Source organism: Pseudomonas brassicacearum, assembly GCF_918698105.1.
Lineage (GTDB): Bacteria > Pseudomonadota > Gammaproteobacteria > Pseudomonadales > Pseudomonadaceae > Aquipseudomonas > Aquipseudomonas brassicacearum_F.
This window is the reverse complement of the sequence record NZ_CAKKMI010000072.1, coordinates 23872-30547: the sequence shown is the minus strand read 5'-3', so window position 1 is coordinate 30547 and position 6676 is coordinate 23872. Positions and strand designations below refer to the sequence as shown.

The following is a 6676-nucleotide window of genomic DNA, read 5'->3' as shown; positions in this document are numbered from 1 at the left end:
CGGTGGAACAGCCAGCATCAATATGACTGACACACCGCTATCGCGAGCAAGCTCGCTCCCACAGGGGACGCAGCGTTTTCATACAAGATTTGCCAGAGTGAGTACCTACACATGTCTTCCCAAACGAGCAACGGCAAGGCGATTTTTCGCGTTGTCAGCGGCAACTTCCTGGAGATGTTCGACTTCATGGTCTATGGCTTCTACGCCACGGCCATCGCCAAGACGTTCTTCCCCGCCGACAGTGCGTTCGCCTCGCTGATGCTGTCCCTGGCCACGTTTGGTGCCGGGTTCCTGATGCGTCCCCTCGGAGCGATTTTTCTCGGTGCCTACATCGACCGCCATGGCCGTCGCAAAGGCTTGATCATCACCCTGGCGCTGATGGCCATGGGCACCATCCTGATCGCCTGCGTGCCGGGCTACGCCACCCTGGGCGTGACGGCCCCCTTGCTGGTGCTGCTCGGCCGTTTGCTGCAGGGCTTCTCCGCGGGCGTGGAGCTGGGCGGCGTGTCGGTTTACCTGGCGGAAATCTCCACGCCGGGGCGCAAGGGTTTCTTTGTCAGTTGGCAATCCGCCAGCCAACAGGCTGCCGTGGTGTTTGCCGGCCTGCTGGGGGTGGGCCTCAATCACTGGCTGAGTCCCCAGGAAATGGGCGAATGGGGCTGGCGGGTACCGTTCCTGGTGGGGTGCATGATTGTGCCGGCCATATTCGTGATCCGTCGCTCGCTGGAGGAAACGCCTGAGTTCCAAGCGAGAAAACACCGTCCCAGCCTGTCGGAAATTGTCCGCTCCATCGGTCAGAACTTCGGCATTGTCTTGGCCGGCATGGCGCTGGTGGTGATGACCACCGTGTCGTTCTACCTGATCACCGCCTACACACCGACCTTCGGCAAGGCCGAATTGAACCTGTCGGACCTGGATGCGCTGCTGGTCACGGTGTGCATCGGCTTGTCGAATTTTTTCTGGCTGCCCGTGATGGGGGCGTTTTCCGACAAGATCGGACGTAAACCCCTGCTGCTCGGTGCGACTGTCCTGGCGATCCTCACCGCCTATCCGGCGCTGTCCTGGTTGGTGGCGAACCCCAGCTTCAGCCATTTGCTGATCGTCGAGCTGTGGTTGTCGTTCCTGTATGGATCGTACAACGGTGCGATGGTCGTGGCCTTGACGGAAATCATGCCGGTCGAGGTGCGCACCACCGGTTTCTCCCTGGCCTACAGCCTGGCGACAGCGACGTTCGGCGGGTTTACCCCCGCGGCCTGCACGTATCTGATTCATGTATTGGATAACAAGGCTGCACCGGGGATCTGGCTCAGTGGGGCGGCGGTGCTGGGGTTGATTGCGACCTTGGTGCTGTTCAAGGGCAATCGGCATGAACTGCGGACGGCGCAGGCCTCTGTAGTGGGCGGCGCCTGATAGATCGCTATCGTCGGATCGCCGCCCGGAGCAAGCTCGCTCCCACAGGTGACCGAGTTGTTGTTGAGGAATGCGGTCCAATGTGGGAGCGAGCTTGCTCGCGATGAGGCCCGCCCAAACACAGCAAAACCCAGATACAAAAACGCCCCGACAAGTCGGGGCGTTTTCACAAGCAGCTAAGGCTTAGCGCGGGAATGCTGGCGGGTTTACACCGGCCATGTCTTCCATCACGCGAACCACCTGGCAGCTGTAACCGAATTCGTTGTCGTACCAGACGTACAGAACAACGCGGTTGTCTTGGCTGATGGTGGCTTCAGCATCCACGACACCGGCGTGGCGCGAGCCGACGAAGTCGGTGGACACCACTTCCTGCGAGTTAACGAAGTCGATCTGCTTGTGCAGGTCGGAGTGCAGCGCCATGTAGCGCAGGTACTCGTTCATCTCTTCACGGGTGGCAGCTTTCTCAAGGTTCAGGTTGAGAATGGCCATCGACACGTTCGGCGTCGGCACACGGATCGCGTTGCCGGTCAGCTTGCCAGCCAGCTCAGGCAGGGCCTTGGCGGCGGCGGTGGCGGCACCGGTCTCGGTGAGGACCATGTTCAGCGCGGCGCTGCGGCCACGGCGGTCGCCCTTGTGGAAGTTGTCGATCAGGTTCTGGTCGTTGGTGTACGAGTGAACCGTTTCGACGTGACCGTTGATGATACCGAACTTGTCGTTCACCGCCTTGAGCACCGGCACGATGGCGTTGGTGGTGCAAGAAGCAGCGGAGATGATCTTGTCGTCAGCGGTGATTTCGCCGTGGTTGATGCCGTGAACGATGTTCTTCAGCTTGCCCTTGCCAGGCGCAGTCAGCACGACGCGGGCGATGCCCGGGCAGGTCAGGTGCTGGCCCAGGCCCTCGGCATCACGCCATACGCCGGTGTTGTCCACCAGCAGTGCGTCCTTGATGCCGTACTGGGTGTAGTCCACCTCGGTCGGGTTCTTCGCGTAGATCACCTGGATCAGGTTGCCGTTGGCGAGGATGGTGTTGTTTTCTTCATCGATGATGATGGTGCCGTTGAACGAACCGTGGACCGAATCACGACGCAGCAGGCTGGCGCGCTTGGTCAGGTCGTTCTCGGCGCCCTTGCGCACCACGATGGCCCGCAGGCGCAGGCCGTCGCCGCCACCGGTTTTTTCGATCAGGATACGCGCCAGCAGACGGCCGATACGACCGAAGCCGTACAGGACCACGTCAGTGCCCTTGCGAGGCGAAGCGTTCTGCTGGCCAACCACATCGGCCATCTCTTCACGAACGAACTGCTCGGCGCTACGGCCATTGCCTTCGTTGCGGAACTTGAACGCCAACTTGCCCAGATCCACCGAAGCCGCGCCGAGCTTGAGCTCGCTCATGGCCTTGAGCAGGGGGAATGTTTCGTGGACGGAGAGTTCGCTGTCGTCGGAAGAACGGTGGCGAGCAAAGCGGTGGGCTTTGAGGATCGCGATGACAGACTGGTTGATCAGGCTGCGGCCATAGATCGAGCTCACCACGTTGTTATTGCGGTAGAGCTGACCGATGAGAGGGATCATCGCTTCTGCGAGAGCTTCACGATCAATCCATTCACCAAGACACTGGTCGGGCTTCTGAGTCACGGTAACCTTCCACATGTAGGGGCTGAAAAAAGGGGCTACATTATGCCGCCGAGTCCTCGGCGGAGCAATGCGCGCCTGTCGCACCGTGGTTTTCCTGTCGACCTGGGTAGTCTGCGACTGACAGCAGCCCCCTTCCCCCGCTACAATTGTCGACTTTGTCGCAACGCTGGAGCTCAACCTTCCGTGCCCGTTCTGCGTCTTCCGCTTCTCCCTGCCGCGGCAGGTAAACAGCACTGGGGCAACCTGCCCGGTGCCGCCCTGAGCCTGGCCATCGCCGAGGCTGCCAGCGCTGCAAAGCGCTTCACCCTGCTGCTGACCGCCGACAGCCAGAGCGCCGAGCGGCTGGAACAGGAGCTGAGTTTCTTCGCTCCGGATTTGCCGGTCTTGCATTTCCCGGATTGGGAAACCCTGCCCTACGATCTGTTTTCGCCGCACCAGGACATCATTTCCCAGCGAATCGCCAGCCTTTATCGGCTGCCGGAACTCAGTCATGGCGTTTTGGTAGTGCCGATCACCACAGCCCTACATCGCCTGGCACCGACCCAATTCCTGCTTGGCAGCAGCCTGGTGCTGGACATCGGCCAGAAGCTCGATGTCGAGCAAATGCGCACCCGCCTCGAAGCCAGTGGCTATCGCTGCGTCGACACGGTGTACGAGCACGGCGAGTTCGCGGTACGCGGCGCCTTGATCGACCTGTTTCCGATGGGCAGCAAACTGCCGTATCGCATCGACCTGTTCGATGACGAAATCGAGACCCTGCGCACCTTCGACCCGGAAAACCAGCGCTCCATCGACAAAGTGCAGTCGATCCGCCTGTTGCCGGCCAAGGAGTTCCCGCTGCAGAAAGACGCCGTGACCCGCTTCAAGGCGCGCTTTCGCGAGCGCTTCGATGTGGATTTCCGCCGCTGCCCGATCTTCCAGGACCTGAGCAGCGGGATCACGCCCGCCGGCATCGAATACTACCTGCCGCTGTTTTTCGACGAAACCTCCACCCTGTTCGATTACCTGCCCCAGGACACCCAGGTGTTTTCCCTGCCGGGCATCGAACAGGCTGCGGAAAACTTCTGGAACGATGTACGCAACCGCTACGAAGAACGTCGCGTCGATCCTTCCCGACCTTTATTGCCGCCGGCCGAGCTGTTCCTGCCGGTGGAAGACTGTTTTGCCCGCCTCAAGAGCTGGCCGCGGGTGGTGGCAAGCCAGCAGGACGTGGAAACCGGCGTCGGCCGTGAACGTTTCCCGGCCAAGGCATTGCCGGACCTGGCCATCGAAGCCAAGGCCACGCAACCTTTGGCGGCGCTGGCCGGCTTTCTCGATGCGTTTCCCGGTCGCGTGTTGTTCACCGCCGAATCCGCGGGTCGTCGCGAAGTGCTGTTGGAGCTGCTTGAGCGCCTGAAGCTGCGACCGAAGACGGTGGACAGCTGGCCGGACTTCGTCGCCGGCAAGGATCGCCTGGCAATTACCATCGCGCCGTTGAACGACGGCCTGGTCCTGGAGGACCCGGCCCTGGCATTGGTCGCCGAAAGTCCTTTGTTCGGCCAGCGCGTCATGCAGCGCCGCCGTCGCGAGAAACGCGCCGACGCCGCCAACGACGCCGTCATCAAGAACCTCACCGAGTTGCGCGAAGGCGCACCCGTGGTGCACATCGACCACGGCGTGGGCCGCTACCTGGGTCTGGCGACGCTGGAAATCGACAACCAGGCCGCCGAGTTCCTGACCCTGGAATACGCCGAGGGCGCCAAGCTCTACGTGCCAGTGGCGAACCTGCACCTGATCGCCCGCTACACCGGCAGCGACGACGCCCTCGCCCCGCTGCATCGCCTGGGCTCGGAAACCTGGCAGAAAGCCAAGCGCAAGGCGGCCGAACAGGTGCGCGACGTGGCCGCCGAGCTGCTGGACATCTACGCCCGCCGCGCGGCCCGCGAGGGCTATGCCTTCGCCGATCCGAAAGCCGACTACGAAACTTTCAGCGCCGGTTTCCCGTTCGAAGAAACCGTCGACCAGCAGACCACCATCGAAGCCGTGCGCGCCGACATGCTCGCGCCCAAGCCGATGGACCGACTGGTGTGTGGCGATGTGGGCTTCGGCAAGACCGAAGTGGCGATGCGCGCCGCGTTCATTGCCGTGCACGGTGGCAAGCAAGTGGCGATCCTGGTACCGACCACCCTGCTCGCCCAGCAGCACTACAACAGTTTCCGCGACCGCTTTGCCGACTGGCCGGTGACCGTGGAAGTGATGAGCCGTTTCAAATCCACCAAGGAAGTGAACGCCGCCGTGGCCGACCTGGCCGAGGGCAAGATCGACATCGTCATCGGCACGCACAAGCTGCTGCAGGACGACGTGAAGTTCAAGAGCCTGGGGCTGGTGATCATCGACGAAGAGCACCGCTTTGGCGTGCGCCAGAAAGAACAGCTCAAGGCCCTGCGCAGCGAAGTCGACATCCTGACCCTGACCGCCACGCCGATCCCGCGCACGCTGAACATGGCGGTGTCGGGCATGCGCGACCTGTCGATCATCGCCACACCGCCGGCCCGTCGCCTGTCGGTGCGCACCTTTGTCATGGAGCAGAACAAAAGCACGGTCAAGGAAGCCTTGCTACGCGAGTTGCTGCGTGGCGGCCAGGTCTATTACCTGCACAACGACGTGAAGACCATCGAGAAATGCGCCGCCGACCTGGCCGAGCTGGTGCCGGAAGCGCGGATCGGCATCGGCCACGGGCAGATGCGCGAGCGTGAACTCGAACAGGTGATGAGCGACTTCTACCACAAGCGCTTCAACGTGCTGATCGCCTCGACCATCATCGAGACCGGCATCGACGTGCCGAGCGCCAACACCATCATCATCGAGCGCGCCGATAAATTCGGCCTGGCCCAGTTGCACCAGTTACGCGGCCGAGTCGGTCGTAGCCACCACCAGGCCTATGCCTACCTGTTGACGCCACCGCGCCAGCAGATCACCCCGGATGCGGAAAAACGCCTGGAGGCCATCGCCAATACCCAGGACCTCGGCGCCGGTTTCGTATTGGCCACCAACGACCTGGAAATCCGCGGCGCCGGCGAGTTGCTCGGCGACGGCCAGAGCGGCCAGATCCAGGCCGTCGGCTTCACCCTGTACATGGAAATGCTCGAACGCGCGGTCAAGTCGATCCGCAAGGGCGAGCAACCGAACCTCGATCAACCCCTGGGCGGCGGGCCGGAAATCAACCTCCGGGTGCCGGCACTGATCCCGGAAGACTACCTGCCGGACGTCCACGCACGACTGATCCTCTACAAACGCATCGCCTCGGCCAGCGACGAGGAAGGCCTCAAGGACCTTCAAGTGGAGATGATCGACCGCTTCGGCCTGCTGCCAGAACCGACCAAGAACCTGGTGCGCACCACGCTGCTCAAGCTCAAGGCCGAACAACTGGGCATCAAGAAAGTCGACGGCGGCCCCAACGGCGGCCGAATCGAGTTCGAGGCCCAGACGCCAGTCGACCCACTGGTGCTGATCAAGTTGATCCAGGGCCAGCCCAAACGCTACAAATTCGAAGGGGCCACGATGTTCAAATTCATGGTGCCCATGGAACGCGCGGAAGAGCGTTTCAATACCGTAGAGGCGCTGTTCGAGCGCCTCACTCCGACCACTGCTTGAA

General features: G+C 62.0%; 3 protein-coding genes. 2 read left to right on the top strand and 1 reads right to left on the bottom strand.

The features are described from left to right. Nucleotides 1-111 precede the first annotated feature (111 nt). Complete coding sequence (locus tag LQ215_RS23265; RefSeq protein ID WP_230152756.1) at nt 112-1410, top strand: MFS transporter; 1299 nt, start codon at nt 112-114, stop codon at nt 1408-1410. Between the two features lie 183 nt (nt 1411-1593). On the opposite strand, the gene LQ215_RS23260 is transcribed toward LQ215_RS23265, so the two are convergent. Further along, on the bottom strand, nt 1594-3057 hold the full coding sequence (locus tag LQ215_RS23260; protein WP_230152755.1) for a glyceraldehyde-3-phosphate dehydrogenase: 1464 nt from the start codon (nt 3055-3057) through the stop codon (nt 1594-1596). 168 nt (nt 3058-3225) lie between these two features. Here LQ215_RS23260 and mfd point away from each other — a divergent pair, with 168 nt between their 5' ends. After that, the gene (mfd, locus tag LQ215_RS23255; protein ID WP_230152754.1) at nt 3226-6675 is read left to right on the top strand and encodes a transcription-repair coupling factor; all 3450 of its coding nucleotides are present in this window, start codon (nt 3226-3228) and stop codon (nt 6673-6675) included. Nucleotide 6676 lies beyond the last annotated feature (1 nt).